Annotated in this window: 17 protein-coding genes; 11 read left to right on the plus strand and 6 right to left on the minus strand. The window is 54.0% G+C overall.

Annotation, left to right across the window (positions count from 1 at the left end):
• Positions 1 to 121 precede the first annotated feature (121 nt).
• Positions 122 to 2,827 carry a sialate O-acetylesterase gene (locus Pla144_RS08300; protein WP_146449937.1) on the plus strand — a complete coding sequence of 902 codons (2,706 nt, stop codon included), beginning with the start codon at positions 122 to 124 and terminating at the stop codon, positions 2,825 to 2,827.
• A 52-nt stretch (positions 2,828 to 2,879) separates the two neighbouring features.
• Positions 2,880 to 4,694 (plus strand): sodium:solute symporter family transporter, encoded by a 1,815-nt coding sequence (locus Pla144_RS08305; protein WP_146449940.1) that lies wholly within the window; start codon positions 2,880 to 2,882, stop codon positions 4,692 to 4,694.
• Positions 4,695 to 4,708: 14 nt separating this feature from the next.
• Here the strand turns inward: Pla144_RS08305 and Pla144_RS08310 are convergent, their stop codons facing one another.
• Both Pla144_RS08310 and Pla144_RS08315 read right to left on the minus strand, forming a co-directional pair.
• Entirely contained in the window at positions 4,709 to 5,839 is a 1,131-nt protein-coding gene (locus Pla144_RS08310; protein ID WP_146449942.1) for a DUF4185 domain-containing protein, read from the minus strand.
• A 13-nt stretch (positions 5,840 to 5,852) separates the two neighbouring features.
• Complete coding sequence (locus Pla144_RS08315; protein WP_146449945.1) at positions 5,853 to 6,698, minus strand: fumarylacetoacetate hydrolase family protein; 846 nt, start codon at positions 6,696 to 6,698, stop codon at positions 5,853 to 5,855.
• Positions 6,699 to 6,985: 287 nt separating this feature from the next.
• Here Pla144_RS08315 and Pla144_RS08320 point away from each other — a divergent pair, with 287 nt between their 5' ends.
• Complete coding sequence (locus Pla144_RS08320) at positions 6,986 to 8,056, plus strand: tetratricopeptide repeat protein (RefSeq protein ID WP_197530500.1); 1,071 nt, start codon at positions 6,986 to 6,988, stop codon at positions 8,054 to 8,056.
• Positions 8,057 to 8,679: 623 nt separating this feature from the next.
• Here Pla144_RS08320 and Pla144_RS08325 read toward each other — a convergent pair.
• The gene (locus tag Pla144_RS08325; protein WP_146449950.1) at positions 8,680 to 8,874 is read right to left on the minus strand and encodes a hypothetical protein; all 195 of its coding nucleotides are present in this window, start codon (positions 8,872 to 8,874) and stop codon (positions 8,680 to 8,682) included.
• Positions 8,875 to 9,375: 501 nt separating this feature from the next.
• Here Pla144_RS08325 and Pla144_RS08330 point away from each other — a divergent pair.
• The 5 genes from Pla144_RS08330 (at position 9,376) to Pla144_RS08350 (ending at position 15,919) form a co-directional block, all read left to right on the plus strand.
• Positions 9,376 to 9,993 (plus strand): sigma-70 family RNA polymerase sigma factor, encoded by a 618-nt coding sequence (locus Pla144_RS08330; protein WP_197530501.1) that lies wholly within the window; start codon positions 9,376 to 9,378, stop codon positions 9,991 to 9,993.
• Complete coding sequence (locus Pla144_RS08335; RefSeq protein WP_146449955.1) at positions 9,990 to 12,662, plus strand: serine/threonine-protein kinase; 2,673 nt, start codon at positions 9,990 to 9,992, stop codon at positions 12,660 to 12,662. The genes Pla144_RS08330 and Pla144_RS08335 overlap by 4 nt, the downstream gene beginning before the upstream one ends.
• A 219-nt stretch (positions 12,663 to 12,881) precedes the next feature.
• A complete protein-coding gene (locus Pla144_RS08340; RefSeq protein WP_146449957.1) occupies positions 12,882 to 14,138 on the plus strand; it encodes a PEP-CTERM sorting domain-containing protein in 1,257 nt (418 codons plus the stop codon).
• Positions 14,139 to 14,153: 15 nt separating this feature from the next.
• Positions 14,154 to 14,783: a DUF1566 domain-containing protein gene (locus tag Pla144_RS08345; RefSeq protein ID WP_146449959.1), complete on the plus strand. Its 630-nt coding sequence runs from the start codon at positions 14,154 to 14,156 to the stop codon at positions 14,781 to 14,783.
• A complete protein-coding gene (locus Pla144_RS08350) occupies positions 14,774 to 15,919 on the plus strand; it encodes a thioredoxin domain-containing protein (RefSeq protein WP_146449961.1) in 1,146 nt (381 codons plus the stop codon). Before Pla144_RS08345 ends, Pla144_RS08350 begins: the two co-directional genes overlap by 10 nt.
• Before the next feature lie 272 nt (positions 15,920 to 16,191).
• Here Pla144_RS08350 and Pla144_RS08355 read toward each other — a convergent pair whose 3' ends face one another.
• The gene (locus Pla144_RS08355; protein WP_146449964.1) at positions 16,192 to 16,422 is read right to left on the minus strand and encodes a hypothetical protein; all 231 of its coding nucleotides are present in this window, start codon (positions 16,420 to 16,422) and stop codon (positions 16,192 to 16,194) included.
• A gap of 235 nt (positions 16,423 to 16,657) precedes the next feature.
• Between Pla144_RS08355 and Pla144_RS08360 the strand changes: the two genes are divergently transcribed.
• The 3 genes from Pla144_RS08360 (at position 16,658) to Pla144_RS08370 (ending at position 19,208) form a co-directional block, all read left to right on the plus strand.
• On the plus strand, positions 16,658 to 17,425 hold the full coding sequence (locus tag Pla144_RS08360; protein WP_146449967.1) for a hypothetical protein: 768 nt from the start codon (positions 16,658 to 16,660) through the stop codon (positions 17,423 to 17,425).
• Positions 17,426 to 17,523: 98 nt separating this feature from the next.
• Positions 17,524 to 18,579 carry a hypothetical protein gene (locus Pla144_RS08365; RefSeq protein ID WP_197530502.1) on the plus strand — a complete coding sequence of 352 codons (1,056 nt, stop codon included), beginning with the start codon at positions 17,524 to 17,526 and terminating at the stop codon, positions 18,577 to 18,579.
• Positions 18,580 to 18,911: 332 nt separating this feature from the next.
• Entirely contained in the window at positions 18,912 to 19,208 is a 297-nt protein-coding gene (locus Pla144_RS08370) for a hypothetical protein (protein ID WP_197530503.1), read from the plus strand.
• Positions 19,209 to 19,451: 243 nt separating this feature from the next.
• On the opposite strand, the gene Pla144_RS08375 is transcribed toward Pla144_RS08370, so the two are convergent.
• Together Pla144_RS08375 and Pla144_RS08380 are read right to left on the minus strand one after the other, a co-directional pair.
• Positions 19,452 to 22,757 (minus strand): serine/threonine-protein kinase, encoded by a 3,306-nt coding sequence (locus tag Pla144_RS08375; RefSeq protein ID WP_146449974.1) that lies wholly within the window; start codon positions 22,755 to 22,757, stop codon positions 19,452 to 19,454.
• Complete coding sequence (locus Pla144_RS08380; protein WP_197530504.1) at positions 22,754 to 23,386, minus strand: ECF-type sigma factor; 633 nt, start codon at positions 23,384 to 23,386, stop codon at positions 22,754 to 22,756. The genes Pla144_RS08375 and Pla144_RS08380 overlap by 4 nt, the downstream gene beginning before the upstream one ends.
• Positions 23,387 to 23,634: the final 248 nt, after the last annotated feature.

Raw genomic sequence — 23,634 nt, forward strand, 5'->3', positions numbered from 1 at the left:
CATTACAATGGACATCGCTAGTCGCGGAGAATTGCTCTGGGTTGGACTTGTAACCGTATCTTCTTTGTTCACTTTTCTTTTGCTTTAGTCCGGCGCTGAGTTGCAACGACGGAGACGATTGATGACAAAAACAATCATTTGCTACCTGGCAGCTATGTGCTGGTCATATTTTGCGGAGCAAGTTCTTGCCGAAGTCGCCATTCGTACCGAAAGCAGCCCCCTTTCGGTGTCGAGCCAAGAGTATCAGGCACGAATTGAAGCAGATGGTTGTTTGACGAATTTGCGAATCGGCGGCCATGAGTTTTTAGCTCCAGGAGTTTCCATCTCTCGTGGGAGCTACTTCTTCTCGGGTGGGCCCCTCCAGCTCAGCAGCATCGAACAAGCCGCAGACAACATCGTTACTGCCAGCAATGAGACCGCAGCGATTCGCTATGGATTTGACGATGCGGGGATGACATGGCAGCTTACGAATAAGTCGGATAATGCGATTGTATTTTTCATGGTTTTATCCAAGGACGTAAATGCAGCGTTCAATCATGAGGGGCAGGCTTTCATGCTTCCAGTGAACGAGTCATGGACGGAAGTTACTCTGGTGGAGGGAGACTCACTACTCAAAATTCATGGCTGCGACAAGTTGTGGGGGCCTTGGCAAGGACCCCATCAAGTATGTCAGGTATCGCTGGAGCCCCATGAAGAGAAGACTATTACATTGTCCGTAGGTGAAGTAACTCCTGAGTTGCGTGAGCAGATTAGAGCAATAACCCCGAAACTTTCTGAGTCCAAGCTCCAAGTTTTTTCACCTCGAGAACATCAAGTCTTTCAACGTTCCAGCGCAGCGAAGGGAATGATCTTCTTGAACGGGCACACAACGACCCATGCCGACGCAATTAGATTTCGGATTACCGGTAGTTCCATCGAGGGGCCACTGTCAGGCAAGTGGCAAACCTTGCCATTAGCACCAGAAACGAGCAGTTTTTCTGGCACACTGCCTCTCGCAGCCGGTGGCTGGTATGCACTCAATGTACAAGCGCTCAAAGAGGGCGAGGTACTGGCGGAATCAACCGTCGAACCGTTTGGAGTGGGTGAGGTCTTCGTCGGGGCAGGGCAGTCGAACTCGACCAACTGCGGAGAAATATGTACGCAGCAAACGTCTGGCATGGTGGCTTCGTTCAGTGGCACAGCCTGGCAGCTTGCCAACGATCCTCAGCCTGGAGTAGCAGATCGGAGCCAAGGGGGCAGCTTTTGGCCTGCTTTCGGCGACGCGATGTACGCTCGGTTTGGAGTTCCTATCGGCGTGGCAGCAACGGGCTATGGTGGCACAAGCGTCAACCAATGGCAGCCTGATGGCGATTTGTTTCCCTGGATGATGACACGCATGTATCAATTGGGACCAAGAGGTTTTCGTGCGTTGCTGTGGCATCAAGGTGAAAGTGACGTCGAAATGCCTTCTGAAGAGTATTACGACAAATTGAGACACATCATCCTTTCGTCACGAACAGATGTGGGGGGGTACGTCCCGTGGTTTGTGGCACAGGCTTCTTATCACAATCCCGAGAAGCCAAGTTTCAAATCGGTCCGGAGTGCCCAAGCGAGACTTTGGAAAGAGGGAATTGCTCTGGAAGGCCCGGATACCGACACTCTCACCGGGGATCGGCGTGATCTGGGTGGTGCGGGTATCCATTTCAGTCCCAAAGGGCTCTCGGAGCATGGTCGAATGTGGGCGGATCTAGTTGGCGACTATATCGATTCGGAATTGGAAATTGATACGGGCAATGGATCATCAGCGACAGCCACAGCCTGGCCCGAGGCGGATGCATTGTTTCATCGCGACCCCAGTTGGCTTGGCGGAGATGATGCCTATTCACTTGACTTGGGAGATGGACGGGTCGCCTGGTTTTTTGGTGATAGTTTCGTGGCTCCTACCCTTCAGGGCGAGCGTCGAAGCACAACGATGGTGCGCAATAGCGTGGGAATCCAAACCGGCTACGAACCAACGAGTGCAGAATTCGAAGCCTACTGGCAAGAGGCCAACGACAAGCCACAATCATTCATTGCAGACGAGGGGGAGGAATTTTTCTGGCCGGGGGGTTCGCTTCTGCTCGACGGCAAGATCTTGATGCTTATGATGCGGGCGCGTAATGCGAATCGCAAAATGGCTTTTGAGACGACAGGTTGGGGGGCTGTTTTAATCGACAACATCCAGAAAAACCCTGATCAATGGAAAATCCGCAAGGTGGATGCCCCCCCAAATCGTTTCGATGTTTTGGTCGGCTCGGCAACGCTCATCAAAGACGGAGAGTATGTCTTTGCGTATAGCGTGGCGAGCGAATCTCACGACGTCTATCTCGTTCGCTGGAGGCTTGCCAAGGCTGCCCAAGGAGACCTCTCAGCTCCTGAATGGTGGACAGGCTCTGAAAATGGTTGGGTCGATCAGAAGAAGCTCGATAGCTTGCCCGCACCAGTTATTAAATCGGGGCAAACTGAATTCACAGTGCATTTCTCTCCAAATTTGAATCGCTACGTTCAAGTCCAATTTTCGGGGTTTCCGCTGGCACCCATTGGTCTTAGAACGGCACGATCTTTGACTGGACCTTGGACAGAACTTGAGGAGTTCTGCAGCCCCGAAGAGATGCAGCCGGGAAAGAACCAACCCCCTGACGCTGAAAGAATGCTTTACGCCGCAAAAGCACATCCCGAGTTGGCATCCGACGGGTTGGCCATGACCTATTGCTCCAATACTTTTGACATTAAACATCTGATTGGCAGTCTCGATCTGTACTTTCCACGTTTCTTGCAAGTAAAGTTTTCTCAGTCAAAGGCTCCATAAGTATTTTCGACTCAAATGGGTCTTCGGTCACTTTTCCCAAAAGGCAAACCCTGTGTCTACTCTCGATGCCGCGATCATTTTATTATTTTTTGTCGCGTTAATTGGTGTTGGCGTCTGGCAACAGCGTCGTGCCTCCAAGAGCCTGGATAACTATTTTCTCGGCGGACATCGGATTCACTGGCTGGCTCTGGCAATGTCGGGGTCGGTATCGACCTTCGATATCAGCGGCACAATGTGGATGGTCACGTTGATCTATTTGTTTGGCATGAAATCGGTTTGGAACCACTGGATGTGGGGCTTCATGATGGCTGCCTTTTTCATGTCGTACATGGGGAAGTGGGTCCGTCGGTCGCGAGTTATGACTGGAGCGGAGTGGATGATCACTCGTTTTGGCGATCAAGCCGACGGTCGGGCGGCGCGATATGCCTACGCCCTGATGGCAGTGATTACGCTTGTCGGACTCACGGGTTACGGCTTCGAAGGGATCGGCAAATTTTCAGCTGAATACGTAAAAACCGGTTTGGATCCGGAAGATAATATTCGGCTCTGTGCTTTTGTGGTATTTGGCATCACGACGATTTACACCTTACTGGGTGGGTTGGAAGCCGTCGTAATCACAAATGTATTGCAGACATGCATACTAGTAGTTGCCAGTATTGTGATTGCTGCCATCGCTTATTTTGAACTTACTCCCGAGATTCTTGCGGCCTTAACGCCGGTGGATGGAGATAGCTTTACCAGCCTCTGGCCCAAATGGCAATTAGATAACATCGAAGCACTACCGAGCGGCTATCAGGGCTATCATATGTTCGGGCTATTGGTCGTCGCTTGGGTTGCAAAAGGGTTCTTGCTGAACCTCGGTGGACCAGGACAGATGTTTGATTTCCAGATGTTTCTATCCACGCGCGATCCCCGCGACGCGGCCAAGGTAGGTGCTGCCTGGAGTGCCTTTTTAGTCGTTCGCTGGGCAATGGTCATGGGGATTGCCCTGTTGGCGATCGGCGCTGGTATCGAGATTGTTGACGGACAAGGAACCGTCGACGCAGAAATCGTCATGCCCAGAGTGCTGGCGAAATACCTGGGCCCTGGAGTGCTGGGACTTGTGCTGGCCGGGCTGTTAGCTGCTTTCATGTCGACTTTCGCCGCTACAGTGAATTCAGGAGCTTCCTATCTTGTGCGGGACTTGTGGCAACCAATCTTTCGCCCTCATGCGGATGAAAAGCATCTTGTGCGGGCCAGTTACGTTGCCACGATTTCAATCGTCGTCGCTGGAACGCTCATCGGCCTCTATGCAAGTTCGATCCGTCAGGTGTGGGATTGGATCATGATGGCACTGGGGGCGGCTTTTGTCATTCCAAATGTATTCCGCTGGTACTGGTGGAGGTTTAATGGAACCGGTTACGCCGCTGGAACCCTCGTGGGTCTGGCTGGAGCAATGCCGTTGCTGTTCATGTCGCTCAAGGGGGTGGAGCCGCCGATTTACATCACCTTTCCGGCTTTGTGTGGGATTTCCTTGATTGCTTCGATACTCGGGACCTATTTGTCACGACCAACCGATGAGACGACCTTGGTCAATTTCTATCGCAACGTGCGACCATTCGGCTGGTGGGGACCGATTCGCAGTCGTTCGGGGCTCACGGCAGATGAGCTGCAAAGTCCCGGCGAGAGTGCAACTTACGCCGCATTAAATGTAGGGTTGGCGTGCTTGGCTATTTTCGGTGCCTACGTAGCCCCCATGTACTTGGTGGGACACTGGCACTGGAGGGCGCTCTGCTGGGCTGCCGTGTCGGTAGTCGCCATCATTTTCTTGAAGTTCACCTGGTACGAACATCTACCGAAGTCCGAGGAACTAAGCTCGGAGAATTGAGGACCAGATCCTTCCTAAAGGAACGTCAGTTCGATCATTTGTGGCACGTAGGTCGCCGAGTTTACAAAGGTGATGTAAATGATCTTCCCGTTCTCGCGGGCAAGTTCGGGGTGTTCTTTGGCGGCATAGATCAGATCCGCATCACCGACCTGTTCTGGGCGAAAGACGATTTCGGAATCACTCCATGGCCCAGTGATCTCCGGCGAAGTTCGCATAACAATTTTGTTGTCGCGTAGATGCGAATGTATTGCCAAGTAACAGCCGAGATGGGGATTGTAGGAAGCCGACATTTCGTTCGGCACAGAATCGAACAGCGATGCCATCGGTTCGAAGTACTTCGACCAGCGAGGCTTGATCTCGGGATAACTCGCGATTGGCGCCTCGACCAGATAATCATAGCTGGAGAAATCACCAATCTTATCCGGGGTTGTACGGGCGAGAAACATACCCGTGATCAGGCTTCCCCAGACGTAGGAGTACTCTTCCTGCTGCTGGACAAAGACTCCGAAACTGGGTTGATCACCTTTCCAGAAAAAATCTGTCCCATCGGGAGACTCCAATCGTTTGAACTTCCACTCGCCGACTTTCGCTTGAGCGATGCCCATGCCATCAAGTTCAAAGTTTTCGAAGATATCGACGCCGGGTATCAAGGAAATTCGGTGATAGAAGAGGTAGATATTCTCACCGCTGCAGATCCCGTGAATTGGCCAAATGCGCTCGTCGGCAGGATTTTCATCATCGGCAAAGGGGATTATTTGTATCGGCCGATTGCCGTCTTGTTGAGTGAGAAACTGGAACTTCTTGATTCCCTGTGAAACATCCTGTTTGGGAACGAGAGCCGCTGTATTGGAAAGTTTGTCCTCGAGCGGCAGGCCACGTATCGACTCGAATGGACCTTCAATGGTATCGCCAAAGACCCATAAGGATTCACCCGATGGTAAGACGACGCTCGAGGCACAATCCAGTCCCGTAACACCCATGGGATTCTTTTGGAATTGATTCCCAAGGTAGCGAACCGCAGCAACACGTTTTGAGAGTTCTGTTTCCCCCCGAGCAACTCGTACTTGCCACCAATCGGAGTGCGTAGCCAACATTCCGCTGGCAGACAGCTTAAGCATCTGGCGTCGAGAGATCGGATATGTCATCTCAACGACTCTCCTATTTTGCTGCGACAGTCTGCTGTTCTTGCTCACCAAGGCCTTCAATACCCAAGCGTACTGTTTGGCCCGGTTTGAGAAAAACCTTGGGATTCTGCCCCATTCCAACGCCGGGAGGGGTGCCAGTGGTGATCACATCGCCAGGCATCAGAGACATGAACTGGCTGACGTAACTTACTAGTGTTGTCACTCCAAAAATCATCGTACTTGTGGAACCGTTTTGATAGCGGTGTCCGTCGACTTCCAGCCACAGGTTCAAGTCTTGGGGATCACCAATTTCGTCGCGGGTTACGAGCCAGGGACCCAATGGAGAGAATGTATCGCAGCCTTTTCCCTTATCCCACAAACCAGATCGTTCCAATTGAAACGAGCGCTCGGAGACGTCGTTTACGACACAATAGCCGGCAACATGGGAGAATGAATCTTGCTCGGTAATGTATTTAGCTCGTTTGCCGATAACGACACCGAGTTCTACCTCCCAATCGGTCTTCCCTGAACCACGGGGGATTTCGATATTGTCGTTTGGCCCTGTGATAGACGTAGTAGCTTTCATGAAAATCACCGGCTCACTCGGAACCTCAACCCCCGCCTCGGCGGCATGGTCTGCATAGTTCAGCCCAATGCCAATGACCTTGCTCGTGCCAGCAACGCAAGGGCCCAAGCGAACGCCTTGTTCAACTAATGGTAGCTTGGCAACATCGAGTTGTCGGATTTTCTCGATGGACTCGTCGGAGAGTAGTTCGCCTGCCAGATCGGGAACAATTCCCTCCAGCGAGCGAATTCGACCATCGCTATCCAACAGACCTGGGAGTTCACATCCCGAATCACCATAACGCAATAATTTCATATTGATTCTTTCCTCCTTAACCTACAAACTACCCTGCAGTTGCTAGAAAACAAGGCTGGAACGTCCGACCGTTCAAGAAATTCCGGCGCGAATCCGCAATCTTCGACTGCCGCAGCAACTCATACTCCGTGGCACTTGGCATCATGGAAGCGATAGAACTATTGTCCTACGAGAGTCGAACGGCAATCTCTCAAACAAAAAAATGTTGCAACTTGGGAGTATACTCAAAAGCTGTGGACGAGACTTGTGCGAAATACCATCTCACTCTTTCGAACGAAAGTCCCAAGATGAGAATCTCTGAACTATCAATGGCAAAATGGGGATTCACTCTGAGGCAATGGTCCGCTGCGGTGACCTTGATGATATTGGCATCGGTAACTACGGCGCCGGCGGCAGAACTAGAAACCATCGATTCTCCCGCAACTAACACAATCGAGGCGCTCCGCTATCCAGGTAAGGAGATGAAAGAAGGCTTTTTAAACTCCGCCAAGCAAATCGAAGCATTAATCCAGGACGATCCCGACGAAGCTGCCAACTATGTTGGCTTGGCAGATGTCCAGATATTCCTTTGGTGTTACGGATTCGCTCCGCACGCTGAAGTGATGCCACTTTGTGAAACGTCAGTCAAGAAGGCTCTGGAACTCGATCCCAATCTAGCAGCCGCTCATACGACTTTAGGAGTAGTATTACTTGGCCAGCGAGACTGGGACGCCGCCGAACGCCACTTGCGATTAGGGATCGAATTGGAACCAACTCGAGCCCAGGCGCAGCATTGGTATGCCCTTTATTTGGCCGCAATGGGTCGGCACGACGAGGCAAGAAAGCAATCGCTGCGGAGTTTTGAACTCGACTACTCGTCGGGCATGACTATCGGGAGGAGCTCGATTCTGTACTTCGAACGTGATTGGCAGGGGATGATCGATCTGCTCAAGCCGACGATTGAGCGGGATGAGAGCTACGGACCCGCTTACGACTGGCTCGGCATGGCCTACGTGCAAGAACAGCAGTTCGATAAAGCAATTGAAACGTATCGCCGCGCGGTTGAACTATCTGATTCTCTAGCAGAAGTTTTGGCCGGGTTGGGCCACGCCTACGCTATTTCCGGCCGTGAAGAAGAAGCACGGCAAGTGCTCGACAAGCTACATCGGCTTGCTAAGCGTTGGCACGTGCCCCCGGTGCAAATCGCCTTCGTACATGTTGGGCTTGGTGAAAACCAAGAAGCGATTGACTTGCTTGAAAAGGCCTATGAGCAACGATCGTGGGAATTGGTTTTCATGCAGGTCGAGCCATGGCTCGATGAACTCCGGACTGAACCAAGGTTTATAGCACTGATAGAGAAAATGAAGTTTCCCAAGTAATTGAGGTGTCCGGGAATAGAATTTGTGAAAACCAGATGCGAAGCAACTTGTCATCCCGAGGTCCTCCGAGGGATTGGACCAGATTTCTCGGAGCACCTCGAAATGACAGTAACGTGAATTCCTGGACTCCATCATCCAACTACTTGGGTCACAAACAACTGTGGCCAATGCGGTTTGCGAATCACTGCAGAATCCGGTGCAATTGGCACCGAACTGGTGCATTTCGATCCCGATTTGGAACCGTATTAGGTGCCCGGGACAACCTCCCTGATGTGACCTGCCGAGGATCTTTGAGCTCTTCGAATCGGCATAGTAAGTCCCTTGAAAGGCGGAAGTTGAAATCGCCGGCCTTTAATCCCTCCTAACCTTTTCGTGCTTAGTTTGTCGCGGTACTAGTAAACCTCCGCAGCTTCTGCAAATAAACCTGCTACCAGGCCCATGACAGGATGGCACTCAAATTTACTCGGGCCTTATTGGCCGTTCTTCCGGCATAGGATCCTCCATCGTTCGCCGCCTTCTCGTGAACCCAATCGAGGAAGTCTCGAATTTGTGTTTGCTCAATCTCACCAATGGCAACTCCATTGCCGCAAGCTGTCCACTTGGTGGCGGTTAACCGGTATTCCTTAGGTTCCTGACGAGAGTTTCTTGGAGGCCATGTACTTCGCGACGACGTTCTCAAGGGAGATAAACATGGCGACGATTCCCTGGTCGTCGACACGCACCTTCCTGATCGGCTCCGCCAGCCGAAAGGCATCGTTAGGCTCCTTGCTGGACCTCCTGTCACTTAGAGGAAAAGTCAGGCAGCCGCGTAGCTGCACACTTCTCTCGTTTTAACCTCAATTTCGCAGGGAAACTGCGTCCAAGAAATGGGGCGAACTCGCTGAAGCTGATGCATCCTCAGCGCCTTCAGTTGACGGCAAATTGTCGGAGGTGAGCCGACCACTGCGCCATAGAACTGCAGTAGCCTGCGGGTGTCGCTTAGCCCGCGGCTCGATTAAACATATCACCAAGGTGTACAGGCGGGTCTCATCCAAGCGAATTCACGGCTGCCGAACTACCGTCGGCCGAATACCAATCTCAACTCAATGGGTGTTGGTATGTCTCTGCTCGAAGCACACTTACTGCTCCCTCAGCCAACCAGCGACCGGGTTGGCTACTTTTTCCGCCCCTAACTTCTTGTGACCTGCCGCTCGATGGCCTTAAAATGGTCGCCGTATCTCTTCATATGGTCAGCAGTTACGACAAATCGGAATTTTTCTGGATTTTGCGCGGCGATCTGTCAGCTCTTTTCCCCACTAAGACTAATAGAGGACTTTTCCATGACTGATGCATTGCCTGTGACAAACCCAGAAATGCTCCTAAACCGGGCGCGAGACGGTGGTGACCAAGCGGTCGACACGCTGCTGTCCCACTACCGACCTTACCTGAAACTCCTTGCGCGCCTGCGGAATCGCCGACAATTGCAGGCAAAATATGATGATTCGGACTTGGTCCAGGAAACGCTTGTGCAGGTCCACCGCAACCTCTCACAGTTTCGTGGTGGGACTGAAGCTGAGTTCGCGGCTTGGCTCAGGACACTAATGTCCAGGGTCGGTGATCAACATCGAAGACATTACGAAGCTCAGAAGCGAGATGCGAACGCAGAGCAGCAACTCGAACAACAGTTCGAGGAGTCGTCTCAACTGGTTGGCCGGATGTTTACCAGCGCTGAAGGCAGTCCGAGCGAACAGGTCTCGCGCAGAGAGCGGGCCGTGGTGCTCTCGCAGGCACTGATGCAGCTTCCAGACGACTACCGAGAAGCGCTCATTCTGAATCGCTTTGAAGGCCTCTCGATGAGCCAGGTCGCCGAACGAATGGGCCGAACTGTCGATAGTGTCCAGAAACTTCTGGCACGTGGAGTCGTGGAATTGCGACGGCTGATGGAGGATCGGCTATGACCAATCATGTCGACGCACGCGCGGATCGACTGCGAGGTCCGTCGAACAAACAGGACCAAGCTTTGGCTACCCGTGACCAACGACTGAGCCAGGCGGTCGAAGAATACCTCCGTTCGTTCGAAGAAGTACGACCCATCGACCTCGACGAATTGCTTGCCAACTACAGCGACGTTGCTGATGAGCTCAAGTCCTGTATCGACACGCTCGACTTCATGCGAAACGTAGCCCCGCAACTTGCTGAAGAATCGGACAGCAAGCGCCGACAACCGGAAACAACAATCCAGCCATTAGCAAATCTTGGCGACTTCCGCATCATCCGTGAAATCGGCCGCGGTGGCATGGGCATTGTCTACGAAGCCGAACAACTTTCCCTCGGCCGCCGAATGGCGCTTAAAGTGTTACCGCTGGCTGCCACGCTGAGTGTGCAACAGCTCGAACGTTTCAAGAATGAAGCGAGGTTGGCCGCTTCGCTCAAGCACCCGCACATCGTCAGCGTCCACTCGGTAGGGGTCGAACGGGGAGTCCACTACTACGCGATGGAATTGATCGAAGGTTGCAGCTTGGCCCAAGCAATCGTCGAGCTGAGTGGAATTGGGAACCAGCTGCGGACTCCTCCTGCCGAAGTGTCAGATACAGCGGAGACTTCACCGGTCGCCGCCCTCTCCACTGCCCGCACCAACAACCCGCAAGACTACTATAGGCAGGTCGCAAAGTTGATCGCGGACGCGGCCGATGCGCTCGACTACGCTCACAATCGTGGCATCGTCCACCGCGACATCAAGCCGGGAAACCTGCTGTTGGACCATGATGGAATAGTCTCGGTAACGGACTTTGGCCTCGCACGGCTGGAAGCCGACGCTGGAGTTACTATGACCGGCGATATGCTGGGAACACTTCGCTACATGAGCCCCGAGCAGGCGGCCGGCAAACCGGGGTTAGTCGACTACCGCACCGACATCCATGCGCTGGGTGCGACATTGTACGAACTACTCACAATGCGTCCCGCCTTTGAAGGAAATGACCGGGCGAAACTCTTACGCCATATTGCCGAAGAGACTCCACCTGGCCTGCGACAAATCGATCCCCGAATTCCGCAAGACTTGGACACCATCACCGCCAAAGCGCTCGAAAAGGAACCGGCCGACCGTTATCAATCGGCGGGTGATTTGGCCGCCGACCTGCGGGCGTTTGTCGACGACCGACCGATCACTGCCAGGCCGCCGAGTTTGGCACAGCGCATGGCCAGATGGTCACGGCGGCACACAGGGGTTGCTTGGTCGCTCGCCGCATCTGTTCTCGTAATGAGTGTGCTGGCGACTTGGCAAGTGACCAAACAAGTCTTCGAGCAGCGGGCCGTCACTGCCGCAGTCGAGTCCAGCCTACTGCAAGCAAGCGATGCGATCTCCGCCAACCAGGTTGCACTGGCACGAAGCGCCGTTGAGCGTGCCGAGCTGCAGTTAGGCGAGACATGGGACGCAAGTGATCCGCTCCGCGAGCGGATTGACGTGCTTAACCGCGAACTCGCAAGATATGAAGCGTTCGACAAGAAGTATCAGCGAGCCCGCTGGGGACGAACGAGAGCCATCGAGTTGGCCAAAGAAGCCCTTGCCGTGTATCAGGTCGAGGAGACCGTCGATTGGCAAGCTCCATTGCGCGAAGCCAACCTGCCGGAGGATTTCATCCGGCGTGTCAATGAAAATGTTTATGAACTGCTGGTCATGTGCGCTAACGAATCAATTCTTTGGTCTAAACACAGTGACTCAAACGAGATGAAGCTTACGAAAATCTCCGAGTCGAACTCCCTACTATCCAAGGCGGAAGGATTACGACCTCCGACGAAGGGTTACTACTGGGTTTTGGCCACATGCTCACAGCGCATGGGCGACCTGACAGAGGGCTCAGTACGCAAGCATCACGACGCGGAGGCGCTTCGCTTGCGTGCCCTGGCAGATCAAACGCCTCCACAAAACGCAGCCGACCTGCTTTACATTGCCACGGACCGCATTTGGGGTTGTGCTGATGGGAGTTCAGGCACAGTCGAGCGGGAGCCGTTTCGTTGGGCTTTCAAAGACTTGGACGACAGATTTGCATACTTTCGTCAAATGCTGCGAGTCGAGTCTGATTACTACAACGCTTTGTTCTTCATCGGATACTATTTGGACGGCGCCAAAAGATGGGAGGCCGCGGTGGAGGCCTGGAATGGGTGCTTGGTGCATCATCCCGATGACTTCGTCGCCCAGCACAATCGCGGAATCGCATTGGCGAAAATTGGACGTTTTGAAGAGAGTCTTATCGATCTGCGGCACTCGGAGGCAGCCGCTCGACAAAAGATGGAAGAGGAGACCGACAGAATTGATGCAAAAACCAGATGCGTTTATGTGTTGTTGGATGTAGCCGAGGTTTTGCTCGATGCCGGTCAGCCTGCAGAAGCACAGACGCGTGTGCGGCAGGCAAATTCCATTTGCGACAGTCTCCCGGATGCCGCGTCAGATGGGCAGGACGCTTACGACCGCAAGCAACTCGCCCGAACCATCGGCAAACTGGAGCGTCGAATAAGTTCCCAACTTGAGCAGCGACAAACTTCTCCGGAATCTGACGCTATGGATGCAGAAAACTCAGTGAAAGAGAGAGACAACCAACCTCCCACTCCCCCGGAGGCCAGTCGCTAGTGGATTGAACAACGGGGAGTTTCACCAGTGCTGACATTTAGTTCGTCGCAGCTGGGTCCTGGTTAACTTGTAACCAATCAATTTAGTTTGAGGAGACTAACACGAATTCATCGTCCGATATCCGTGGATCGACCAATTGAGACAAATCATTTCTTTAGACGGTATCGCAGTTGTTTTTCGCTACCAACTAATTCGGCCATTTAATTTCCGGGAGAGAACATGCTACAAATTAAGATTTGGACCACGCTTACACAACGTTATTTCAACGGTTTGTTTCTATTCGGAGTTTTTGTCACCAGTAATCTTGAACGCCCCGCAGTTGCCGAACAATATGCCCTAACCTATTCCTTCGCGCCTCCTGTAACAGCTACGCAGAAATGGTCGTTTGGTAATGCCGTTGCGCTGCACGGTAATCAGGTACTCGTGGGGGGCTCTAACAGTCGTGATTTTGTGGATCAAGTGTTCCTGTTTGACGCCACAACGGGTGGTCTAGTACATACATTTGATGACCCTGGGTTCGTTCCTGGTGAACAGATCGGTTTTGGAAACGCCATAGCTGTTTCGGATCAGTATGTTGCGATTGGAGATAACGGCAGTGGCCGAGTCTTACTTTATGATGCGCTGACAGGCCTTCTAATTCATGAATTCAATCGCACTGTAGTTTCTGGTAGCAATCGGTTTGGGCGTAGTGTCTCATTAGATAACAATCGTTTACTCGTGGGTGACAATTTAGACAGTACACAGGGAGATAGGCAGGGTCGTGCACACTTATTTGACACTATCTCCGGGAACTTACTTCAGAGTTACGACGATCCTACCGCTACGCGACTTAATGGGTTTGGAGTTGCCGTAACGTCCGACATCGATCGCGTGTTGGTTGGTGCTGACGAAGGGGACAAAGCTTTCTTATTTAGCTTATCAACTGGAAATTTGTTACAGACTTTTGACATCGGTCTGGACGGCCAGTTTGGCTTATCTGTAGCTATGAGTGAAGACCTCGTATTGATCGGGGCACCGAGTGTCCGCAACGGCGATTCAGAGGGTGTGGCGTACTTGCTGGATTCTTTGACAGGCAATGTGCTACAGACGTTTCACCCACCCGGTGATGATAGACCCTCAAAATTTGGTATATCCGTCGCCCTTGTTGGCAGCCGAGCTCTCATAGGAGAAAGGGGCCAAGCTCATTTATTTGACGCAATAACCGGTCAAGTGGTCCAAACGTTTTTCGACCCCACGCCCAATGAACTGAGTGACTTTGGCACCCAAGTTGCCATGGACGGGAATCGAATCTTGATTGGAGGGAGCATAGCTGCCTTTTCCAGCCCACTAAGTGGCGAAGCACACCTCTATTCCGCCGTCCCCGAACCGACTTCGCTGCTGCTTGGCTCCGTCGGGCTTGCAGGTGTGCTACTGGTGCGCCGGCGCAGCAAAAATCCTCGTGAGAGTCCGCTTTCTACCCCATTTTATTGTTTCTAGTATAGGAGACCTACGATGAGTACCATTCGATTGGTTCTGGCCACATTGGCTATTGTTTCCGCGACATCTGGCTTCTCGTCAGCACAATGTGTGGTCGACGACGATTACTTCTCCACCGAAGATGGTGGCTGCAAAGACCTGTTTACAGGGCTTGTATGGAGCCCGGATCTTCGAGGCATCACTGGCAATCCGAATGCCCAAGGGGTTGCCGCTCCTGACTTCTACTGTGAGAGGGCAGGCATCATGAACCCCTACAATGGACACTCCGACTGGCGTGTTCCTACACTCGGCGAGGTCGAAGAGGCGGTCGCCAATGGACTTAACTTCCACTTAGACTTTTTTTTGGACGGAGGTCCCGATGACGGCTCCTATCGCTACACAACTTGCTCCATAAAGCAGAGGGGGGTTCGTTTATGGTATGCGATCCGATTTAGTGATGGCGACACTAAACTAACAAACGGAACCGCTGGCATTTTGTGCGTTCGCGGAGCGCCTTCCGATAATGACTGCCCGAGCAATAAAAAAGGTGGCGGCAACGGGTCCAAACATTCTATGTGGCTTCCCCGAACGACTACCGGCGCAATCCTCCTGTTCCCACTTTGCTTGGTCGTTGCTGGATGTAGCGTGAAGCGACGATGGTTTTAACGGCCGAGCTTACGCAAGGATCGTTGAGTGATACCCCGCAGTCGCGCTCCAGAGGGCTGGTTCGGGGTTTCACTCTCGTCTTACCGTTGGCGGTCGCTTTGGTAGCGACGTTGTTGATGTCTTTGGCGCAGTTGGAAACGATCGAATTGCCTGGGTGCGGCTTGGTGAGTGACTGCTCCCAAGCCGCGGCCAGTCACTGGGGCAAAGTGCCAGGAACCGAGTGGCCGCTGTCGTTTGTAGGATTTGCCTACTTTCAATCGCTCGCCGCAGCCCTGCTTGTCGGCGGTGGGCGACTGCCTGGTTTGCTCCGTGTGGTATTGATGCTGGGGGCAGGCGCGTCGCTGTTGCTCATTGGTGTGATGCTGGTCAGCGATTACCTGTGCGGTTACTGCCTGGTGATTCATACAGCCAATCTGCTACTCGTGGGTTGCTATGAAGTCAGGCAGTGGCGTACGCCGCCAGGAAATCGTGCGAGCAATCAGTTTGCTACATTCGCCTGTTTTGCGGCGACGTTTGCATCAACGTCGCTACTGTTGGCGTGGCTGGACCAGCAATCGCACGAGGCCGCCGGGCAGGTTACCCGTTCGCAATTGGAGGTCGCACTCAGTCAAAGCTCAAACGCTACTGACGAAACGACCCGCTTCGCCCCAGGTCGCTATGTCCTCGGCCCACGAGACGCGAAGGTGCATGTGACGGTCGTTTCCGATTACCAATGCCCCTCCTGTAGGCATATTGATGCAACGCTCCTTGCGATGACTGCGGGGCGTGACGAAGTTTCCATCTCGGTACGCCACTTTCCTTTTTGCACAGACTGCAACGACCATGTCGACAAGACGCGCCACCCCAACGCCTGCCGCGCAGCCATCGCCGCTGAGGTGGCAGGCATCGCCGGGGGGCCCGAAGCCTTTTGGCAGATGCACGATTGGCTGTTCGAGCACAGGGGGGATTTCACCGACGCTGAGTTGGTGGAGTTTACTAATCAGATCAAGCTCGATCAGTCAGCATTCCAAGCGGCCCTTTCTAGCGAAGTCGCCATCGCCAATGTGCGCGCAGACACAGAAGCCGCTGACGCAGCGGGACTAAAGTTTACACCGATGGTGTTTATTAACGGAGTGGCGATGAAGATAGATAAATAGGGTTCGCGATTCTGATGCCGATGGCCTAGACCTATCAGGCTTTGTTTGGAATCCATTCAGTCTGGACCTGGAAGACAATTCCGCCAACGACGGCAAGCCGGATGATTTGCTGACGGTGTGAGTTCCGGATGCGACCACAGGTTTGAGGTTGCGGCCCAAATGCGCGCGTCGGTGTCGCCACCGCCAGCAATTAGCAGGGTCGCAAAGTCAACGAGGATGGACAATTCTCAGCGAGTTAGCTGTCAAGCTAACCTGCAAAGGTGTGATTTCGGCTAGAACACCGCTGCGAGTTCGCCGAAACCCTTAGCCGCTGAGAATGATGCATCCAACCGCGGTATAACGTCGTCGAAGTTGCTGAGATGAGCTACACCGACGCGGGTGTCACTGTCATCGGAATCGCAGACGGGAGGTCGAACGCCCTTGGCTCTGCGGTATCTCGATCTCAGCAACCGTCGCGAATGCCACAGTCGTACCAATGCAAGTGGTGTGGAAACGACTGGCATCGTCGGCTAGCGTTTTCCGGTCGGACTCTGTATGATCCATCTAAATCTTGCCGCGTTGTGTGGCGGGAAATTTAGCTTTGTCATTCTACTGCGCTATCACTGATCCATGCTCCTCCGTATGCATCCCACCCAGGGCGACTCTTCATCGGTGTTGAAGGGTTGCCACCTGGCTCTTCTCGCCATTGCCCTGCTTCAGTGTTCCTGCGCGGGCGAACGCCCTGCAGGAGCGGGTCAGGTGAGCAAGTTCGATGTCCAGCGCGACCTCTTCCTCGCGCACTTCGACTTGAAGACCGATGTCGACGATCTCCATGCCGTAGCGGGTGTAGCTACGATGATGGCCGACCCCCGCCTCGCCGAGGTTCGGTACCACGCCGTCGCTGGTGCGTACGGTACACAGGAGGGTCTCTACGTACCGGCCAATGAGCTGTTCGGCCTAGCGTTCGGCGAGCATTGGTCGGACGCCCACGGAGATTTTGACGCGGCGTTGAGTGAGGTCTCTGCTCTTGTCGCGGACGTGTTGTCATCCGGGGGCACCGTCTGGATTGCCGAGGGCGGCCAGTCGGACTTTTCGGCCGCCATCGTAAGAGCCGTCCAGGCGGAACACCGCGATCTCGACACGAAACGCCATATTCACATCGTCCAGCACGCCGACTGGAACGAGGAGGTCACGGCGCCCGAAAACTTAACCTTTGTGAAAGAAGCCGCAACGTACCACAGGATCCAGGATGGCAATGCATCCGGGAATGGGACACCCGGCTTCCGATCCGACGACGTGATCGACTGGCGCGCCTACGTGGACAACCTCCGGCTGTCGAATCTCTGGGAGCGAGCTATCGACATAGCGAACACTTACAACGGCGCGGACGGCCGCTACCTGAACACCTCCATCCAGAAGGGTGGCCTGGATTTTTCCGACGTTTCTGAAACTACCTGGATATTCGGGTTCAACGAACTCATTGACGCCCGCGACTTCTTTGCCGAGTTCGGGAGTCGGCAGAACTAGGCATCCTTCATCAGCCCCTTCTGCACCCTGCGATCACGCTTCCGGGGAACCCGCGCCATCTTGACGACACTATGCCCCTCTCCGCCATGTCAACACAAATGAGTCGTTGCAACTCGCTGCTGAGGTTCCGCTCGTCGTTGGCCCTCTTCCTCGTGGTCTGCCCGGCGGGCTGCTCGAACGACGGGGCGGAGGTACAGGACCGGTTTCCCCAAGAGCACCTCCCCGACTACATCACCATTCTCCATGAAGGCGGCGAGCGCCCCGACTGGTCCATTGGCGGAGATGCGATTGCCTTCGTGACCGAAGAGGGTGGCGACGTGATGGAGAAGAATCTCGCGTCCGGCGAGGTCCGGGGCCTCTCCACGCACTATGACCTGGGAGAATTCAGCAACTACTACCGTGTCATGTACATGGCCGACGGCAATCTAATTCTCACAGGAGGCCCCGAGCGACACGACGCCTACATGCAGGTACTTGACGCCAGTCTGGACCGAGAACCTCACCAGATGGGCGTCAAGGTGATCGAAGGCCCCGCCGTCAGCCGCGTAACCCTGCCCGTCAAGATCGCCTACTGCCCGGAGGGCCAGGACAAGATCCGCTTCGCAACCCTGCGATACGGCGAGGACGGAACGCCGGTCCTCGAAGATGACCGGCTCGTCATCGACGGCCACGACCTCCCAGCCCAGGAGGGCGTAGCGTACTCCGGCATGATCGAGCCCCAGAACTGGCGTCCGCCGGAAGAGAAAGAGCTCATCTTCTCGCGGTACTCGTACTCTGAAGCAGACGGGTTCTTGTCCGAGACGTGGGGCTGGCACCGCGAGACCGGCGCGTTAGTCAACTATTCCAACTTGCCGAAACGGTATGCGGAGCCCGAAGGAGTCTTCCCCGGTGGAGAGCACACCCTGATCGAGAGCGACCTCGACGATGGCCGCGGCGTCTCTCACCTGGACCTCTACAGCCTGAAGCTCGATGGATCGGGTGAGACGGTTCGCCTGACCCATTTCGCCGACGTCGGTCTCTGGAAAGCCAACAACGGAATCGTGAGCCCGGACGGCCGCTACGTAGCATTCCAGGAATCGCAGGGAGGGTTCGGCCAGGGGTGGGGACGGATCTACCTGCTCGATCTGGAGGCGGCCGGAATTGAACAGCCGTAGGCAGGGACAAAGCGGGATCGGGACTGATCCGTCGGCAGTTCTTCAGCACGACCATCCTGAACGTGGAATCACCCCCGTGTGAATGGCGCCCTTGTCGTCCGCGCTGCTCATTGTCTCCGTACAGACGGCTCGAAGTTCAGTCAGTAGGCCCGTTCACTTTCTGCCGGTATCACGGAGAGACGGCGTAGGGTGGTAAGCACGCTTCGGTTCGTGTACTGCTGCTCCGGATCGCAGCGGTTGTCAGAGGCAGAGGTCGTTGCTCTTGATAGGCGGAATCCGCGATAGGGCGTCGGCTCCCGTCATGGTCAAACGCTATCGCGGGCCAGAGATTTATGAAGGGTGATGCGAAGGACAAGGTGACCCTTTCTCAACGCACGGCAGAATCCTTCGATGCAGGCCGACATGGGGCGTTAATGCTCTCGGTCCAGCCAGTCAATGTCTTGTCCCGCGCTTCGACTCATCATTTTTCCCTTTGCCCCATGCGGCTGAGCGACGAACTGTCAGCTGCAACGGTCTCTTTTTGGCGGGGACACCTCGCTCACTTCGGCCAACTCCTTTGCCGCCTCGTTGGACCAACACCAGCGAGTTGCGCCGTGGCCAAACTCGCAGAGGTGGCCTCCGAGATTTGACACCGATGCGAGTTGGCTGCAGCCCTTAGCCCCCGCGGGTGATGCATCCGCGGCGAGTTGGGATTCTGCCAAAGAAACAGAGGTGGGCGTCACCGACGCGGCGAATCAGGTGACTGTCACTGCGTTCGAAGGGGGCGCCCGATGCGCGATTCGGTATGGTGGTTTCGTCCACCGTCGATACGTAGCCGATGGACGTACTCCCTGTGAAGTGTCTCGATGATTTGCCGCGCGTGATAGGTCGTATCACTGCCCATGCAATTCGCTTGCGGGCATTGTCGCTTCGACAGATTTCAGCAGAGCCTCTACTTCGCGAATCAGATGCGCCACTTCCACCTCCTCTTGCCACGTGCTGACTTGACTTGTAATCTGCTGGGCCATTAGAAACGATTGCTTTGCTCCATCTGGTTGATCTAGCTTCTGCAACGTCATCGCCCGGAAGGCATAATCCCAAGGGCCGTACTTGTGTCCAGCATCGGTAGCTGCGTTGAGATTCTCCAAAGCTTGATCGTACTCGTAGGCTCGGTAAAGAGTTGCTCCTATAAGACAGGGCTGCTCCGTCACGCGAGCCAAGTGAACAACCTCTTCTGGAGCAGGCGTGGAATCAGGCGCAGCAACGCATGCACGGACCGCCCGTTCTGCAATCGCCTCATCGCCAGTCTCTCGAAATTGAGACATCATCTCTGCACAATGTTGCCGGTACTCCCTTAAGTTGTTTTGGGCGAGTGAGACAATCGCAGCTTGATAAAGGATCTCCGATTCGTCCGGTTTTCTGGCTGTCGCGGAAGCTGACCAGTCCAGAAGTTCACTCCATTGGCTCCGAGTAGACGTGGAAGTCAAGGCTAATCCACTGGCTAACACAGTTGCGATTTTGGCAACTTGAGGATGCCCATCACCTAGTAACTGCCTTTGGGTTGTAAAGAGCTTCTGCACCTTGCTAACAATACGCTCGACGTCATCATCGATTGAATCGTACTGAGAAGCACTCCTTAGATGACGAAGAGCCGAGCGGTGTACGGCAAGATCGTTTTCGCCGAGGACATGACGCAGGCATTCAGTGATTTGCTCGGACAGCCCTTCTGCCTTCGACACATGGCCCGCTTGATAGAGAGCATCGTGTAATTCCCAAACAGTCCAACTGTCATGGTTGTCGGGATTTTCCAAGCAATTGCGGCAGTTCTGTAGGAATTCTACTGCAGCGCCGATAGCTGCATCGTATTGTTCCGCACAAACGTATCTGTGGATTAGGTAGCTTTGGGGCCACAACCAGCGACTTGGGTCATCAGGATACTTTTCTTGGAACACACGGAGCGCTTCTATCTGATTCGTGATCGCTTCTTCGTGGCGTCCCAAATTAGTTAAAGCCCATGCCAGATTGGCATGCTGGACGCGAAGCGTGGCATGTGCCAGTCGACCGTCGTATTTTCTCCGTAGACGTAGAGTCTCTTCGAAATACTTGCGTCCGAGCTCAAACTTTCCAAGCATGCAGTAGACCCAACCGGCACGGTTTACAATAAACCTGCGATCTGGGTGCTCTTCTGGCAGAGCAGTTGTGTAGTAGGGGATTACCTTCTCAATCCAGTCAATTGCCTGAGGCTGTAGTTGTTCCGCGTAGACTGTCGCAAGATCCGTACATACAAGCAGGTAGGCCGGATGACGCGACCCTAGTGTGTGTTCGGCCCGGGTGGCGAGTTCCTCGTACCTGAGGCGGGCAGCTTTGAATTGACCCTGAAAACGCAGACACGAAGCCACCAACCGCTCTGCCATCAGAGTTGTCTCCGAGTCAGAACCATTAACCGCTTGAGACAACTCTGCGGCTTCGCTAGCGAGATTTTGCGAAGACGGGAATTTACCCAAATCGAATAACAACTTTGCCAAGGCAAATTGGAGTCGAGCTGCAATCGCTGGCTTTCCGGAGAATCGCTCGCGAACTCGTACACTGGCTTGCTGACACAACTCGGCAACGCTGAAATCTTGCGAGTCGTAAAATGAGTCGAATCGGCTCGGTGTCTGAAGCATCTCAAGGGCGAAATCAGTCACATCCTCGGCTTCCTTACGGGCAGAGGTTTCCTTCACCAATGCCTGTTCACGCTCTAGAGCCAAGGACCTAAACCGGGCTGCCGCTACCGTTGCAGACAAGGTAGCTGCAATTAACAAGAAGACGATCGCCGCAGACAACCCAGCTACCAACGGCCTGCGTTGGCATAATCGCCAGCAGCGTTCCAGTCGGCTCAAGGGCCGTGCATGGATTGGTTCTCCTCGCAAATATCTTTGCAGCTCATCAGCCAACTCCCTGGCGTTAGCGTACCGCTCCTGGGGTTCTTTCTCCAAACACTTGAGTGTGATGGTTTCCAGGTCGTGTGAAACATTAGCGTTCAGCTTTCTGGGGCTGGGCGGCTCGTCGTTGATTACCTGGTGAATCAGCATGCGGGTGTTTCCGCGGAATGGTAGCTCGCCCGTGAGAAGTTGGAACAGGATCACACCAAGAGAGTAAATGTCGCTGCGGCGGTCGGCCTTATGTGCTTCGCCTTGGGCCTGTTCGGGTGACATGTAGGCGGGAGTGCCGAGGAGCTGCCCGTCAATCGTAACTGTCATCTCTCCCATATCACGGCGTGCCAAGCCAAAGTCCATAAGGTGTGGCTCCCTATCGCCGTCTATCATGATGTTCGCTGGCTTGAGGTCGCGGTGGATCACACCTTGCTCGTGAGCATAGTGCACGGCTTCAGCAACTTTCGCACATAACTCGGCTGCTTCTCGGCCAGTCAGCTTTTGGTCGGTGAGCCAATCGCTGAGCGTTAAGCCGTGAACAAAGTCACTGACGATATAAATCGATTCTCCATCGCGGCCAACTTCGTGGACGCTCACGATATTGGGATGGTGCAATTGGGCGGCAGCGCGGGCTTCGTGAAAGAATCTTTCTTTCTCTTCGGAGGTCATCATACCCTGGCGTGGAATCTTAATGGCGACCATGCGGTCGAGTTCCTTATCCCGCGCCTTCCACACACTTCCGAAGCTGCCGACCCCCAAACGCTCGACAAGTTCGAATCTCCCGAGTTGTGAGAGCGGAGGCGCTCTCTGTGTGGTATGACTTTGATCTACCAGGCTGAAATGAATTCCGCAACGTTTGCAGATCAGTTCGGTAAGCGGCGTGTCAACAGCCACCTGCGTCGGCGCATTGCAACTGGGGCAACGAATGTCTAAGTAAAGCGAGGGTATCTCAGTACGATCGAGGGGACCTGTCTCGACCTGCGCGGTCGACCTGCAAACGCCTAAACCTTCGCGGACGATTGCAGTATCGTTGGTAAACCTTGATTCATACTCAGAAGCAACTGGTGTCTGGCCACTCTCGCGACGATAAGAGACCTCCAGCGCGACGAGCTCTTGGAGCAGGCGTGTTCTAAGCGGTTCCTGCAGACCCTCGATATAGTCCTCGATGAGGGGGTGCAGCCCATCACACCATGCCTCCTCGAAACGATCACAAATCTGGTCGAGTTTGTGGAGCAGATGGGTCTGAGTGATTTCGTTAGGGTCCGCAGTCCGCTTTGGAATCATTGTAATTCGACCCCTTTCGACCAGATCTGTCGGATGCAGTCGAGCTTGCGATCGACCGTACGTTCGACTCTTCCAATCGATTTTGCAATTTCGCGATTGGTGTAGCCCTCTAGTTTCATCCGAGCCACTGTTTGCAGAGATGGCTCCAATACTTCCATCAAGCGGCAACACTCTTCGTTGATTGCGGCCACCATGTCCGGCGTGGGTTCATTCCCTGCTAGATTCTTGAAATACTCATCGTTGAGAGAATCGTCCAGCAATTGACCGAATCCTCGCTTTTGTGCGAGCGTATTGCGACGCAGATCAGCGGTTTTTCTGACAGTAATCTTGGTGAGAAGCTGCCAGAGGTCTCTGCGGTCGTGCAGTTGGGGGAAGTTGTCGTCCTTGGCACGCGTAAAGAAAGTGTTCAGCGCGCTAAGAGCCACATCCTCGTCGTCGCGAACTTGCGGCGGCAAGTCGTCAAGCTTCCGGCGTGCCAAGGCGGCCAAGCGTAAAAAGTATCGGTCCCACAACTCCTTCTCAGCGACACTTTCGCTCCCCGTTTTAACTCGCTCGATCCAGTGCGTGATGGACCCGCTGTTCATTGGTCGGCAGGCACTCTTGGCCTGCACCTTGATCGATAGAGTCACAACCAAGTTATCTACTCATTCGTAGTCGCAAATCTTGTACCTTTGGCATCATGGGTGCCTATTCAGGTGGGTGTAATAACTTGCAGGGGAAAGTGAGCGATTCCGCCCACCCGAGCGCCAACCTGCCCACCACTTGTTGATGGGATCGATAGAGGCTCTGAATAAAAGCTTTCGTAGCTTTCAACGAAAAATGTCGGAAAACTTGGACGGTTTACGAGTAACTATATGAGGCACTTCGGTGGGAGCGA

This window comes from Bythopirellula polymerisocia (assembly GCF_007860015.1).
Lineage (GTDB): Bacteria > Planctomycetota > Planctomycetia > Pirellulales > Lacipirellulaceae > Bythopirellula > Bythopirellula polymerisocia.